Origin of the sequence: Sphingomonas sp. Leaf339 (assembly GCF_001426195.1) — a bacterium.
In the GTDB taxonomy this organism is placed as follows: Bacteria; Pseudomonadota; Alphaproteobacteria; order Sphingomonadales; family Sphingomonadaceae; genus Sphingomonas.
Genome location: NZ_LMRS01000020.1, coordinates 1 through 1,219 on the forward strand (window position 1 = coordinate 1; position 1,219 = coordinate 1,219).

The window sequence follows — 1,219 nt, forward strand, 5'->3', positions numbered from 1 at the left end:
ATTCTGAATAACTATGTTCAGCTGGTGGAAGACTTTGAAGCCATTCAATTGAGGATGAAAAATTTATATAAGAAATTCTTTTTCGTATAGATACAAATCCTTCTCAAATAATAAAAAATAAGAAAAAAATTCTAATTATTGAAATAAATGAACCAATAGATGAAACCATATTTCATGTTATAAATGCATCTGGATAATCTGAATATCGTCGAGGTATTCCAGCTAATCCTAAAAAATGTTGAGGGAAGAATGTTAGATTTACTCCAATAAATATAGTAAAAAACTGAATCTTTAAAAATTTTTCGTTCAAGGTTAATCCAGTAAACAATGGAAATCATTGTGTTAATCCTCCTAAAATTGCGAAAACAGCTCCTATAGATAGTACATAATGAAAATGGGCTACAACATAATAAGTATCATGAAGAATAATATCAAGAGAAGAATTAGCTAATACTACACCAGTTAGACCCCCAACTGTAAATAAGAATACAAATCCGAGTGCTCATAATATTGAAGGAGAGTAGTTAATTTGGGTACCATGTAATGTAGCTAATCATCTAAAAATTTTAATACCAGTAGGAACGGCAATAATTATTGTAGCTGAAGTAAAGTAAGCACGAGTATCTACATCTATCCCTACTGTAAATATATGGTGAGCTCATACAACAAATCCAAGCAATCCAATAGCTAGTATAGCATAAATTATTCCTAAAGTACCAAAGGTTTCCTTTTTACCTCTTTCTTGTCTAATAATATGAGAAATTATTCCAAATCCAGGTAGAATTAAAATATATACTTCTGGATGTCCAAAGAATCAAAATAGATGCTGGTATAAAATAGGATCACCTCCTCCAGCTGGGTCAAAGAATGATGTATTTAAATTTCGATCAGTTAATAGTATAGTAATAGCACCGGCTAATACAGGTAAAGAGAGTAATAAAAGTAGTGCTGTAATTACAACTGATCATACAAATAAAGGCATTCGATCAAAGGTTATTCCAGGGGATCGTATATTAATTACTGTAGTAATAAAATTTACTGCACCTAAAATTGATGAAATCCCAGCTAAATGTAATCTGAAAATAGCTAAATCAACAGATGATCCTCTATGGGCGATGTTTGCGGATAAGGGTGGATAAACTGTTCATCCGGTACCGGCACCTCTTTCTACTATTCTAGAAATTAGTAATAAAGATAATGATGGGGGCAATAATCAAAA

1 pseudogene is annotated in these 1,219 nt (G+C 31.3%); it reads right to left on the reverse strand.

Features of this window, described 5'->3' with window-relative positions:
- Positions 1–181: 181 nt before the first annotated feature.
- Positions 182–1,213, reverse strand: a pseudogene (locus ASG67_RS18385) (cbb3-type cytochrome c oxidase subunit I); the annotation flags it as partial.
- Positions 1,214–1,219 lie beyond the last annotated feature (6 nt).